Genomic DNA, 982 nt, shown 5'->3' on the forward strand with positions numbered 1-982 from the left:
AGCCAGCGCGGCGCCTCGTAGGGGCGGCGCTGCGGCGCGCGCGGCGTGCTCACGGTGGCGAGCTGCCCGGACAGCAGCTGCGGCGCCAGCGCCAGGCCGGTGGCGGCGATGGCCGCCTCGCCGGCGTCGCGCCCGGCGATCAGCAGCAGCGTGCCGGCCTGGTCGTTCGGGTTCTCCAGAAGAGCCACGGTCGGGCCCGCGAGCGGCGGCAGCACGAGCCCCGCCGGCACCGATAGCGGCGTGGCCACCACCACGCCATGCCCGCTGGCCGGCAGCGTGGCCGAGACCGGGAAGCGCGCGCCGCGGTATTCCGCCTGGACCGCGAACCAGGATGCCGCGATGGCGGAGGCGCGCAGCACCTCGCTCGATGCAGCGTCGGGCAGGATGAAGGGCAGCACCAGCGTGTCGCGCAGCTCGCGCGGGTCGAAGAAGGGTTCGGGCAGCCGCGCGAGGTCGCGCGGCAGCACCAGCCGTTCCACCGTGAGATGCAGCGCCGAGGCGTCGGACACGGTCATCCACAGCAGGTCCGACAGCGGGTCCTGGCAGGCGGCGGGGTAGCGGCCGGCGAAGGCGAAGTTCAGCCGGTTGATCTCGGTGAAGAAATCCGGGCTGAGCGGCATCTCGATGGGCCCGAAGGCCGGGCGCGCCGGGTCGGGGCGCACAGCGCCGACCAGCTGGTCGTTGAGCGTGACGGTGAGCTGGCTCGCCTCCGCCACCAGGGCGGGGGAGGCGGCGCCGGAGATGACCAGCCGGGCCTCGGTCACCACCTCGTCGGCGCGGATGCCGAACTGCACGCCCTGCAGGGGCGAGACGCCGCGCAGCTGCATCGGGCCAGGCAGGCCGAGCTGGCGCAGCGAACGAACGACGCGCCGCGCGGTGGGCGCCGCCGCCGGTGCCGGCTGCGGGTCTGGCGTCAAGGCGAGTGACGCCGGCGGCGGCAGGCTGAAGGCCGGCGCCGGGTCGGCCGGGGCGGGGGCCGCGG

Annotated in this window: 1 protein-coding gene; it reads right to left on the reverse strand. The window is 76.1% G+C overall.

Annotated elements, in window-relative coordinates; genetic code table 11:
• Positions 1-982 (reverse strand): cellulose biosynthesis cyclic di-GMP-binding regulatory protein BcsB (locus HW578_RS26975; protein WP_198373771.1); only part of this gene is annotated, 982 nt, incomplete at both ends.

Source organism: Roseomonas rosulenta, from assembly GCF_016106005.1.
GTDB lineage: Bacteria > Pseudomonadota > Alphaproteobacteria > Acetobacterales > Acetobacteraceae > Neoroseomonas > Neoroseomonas rosulenta.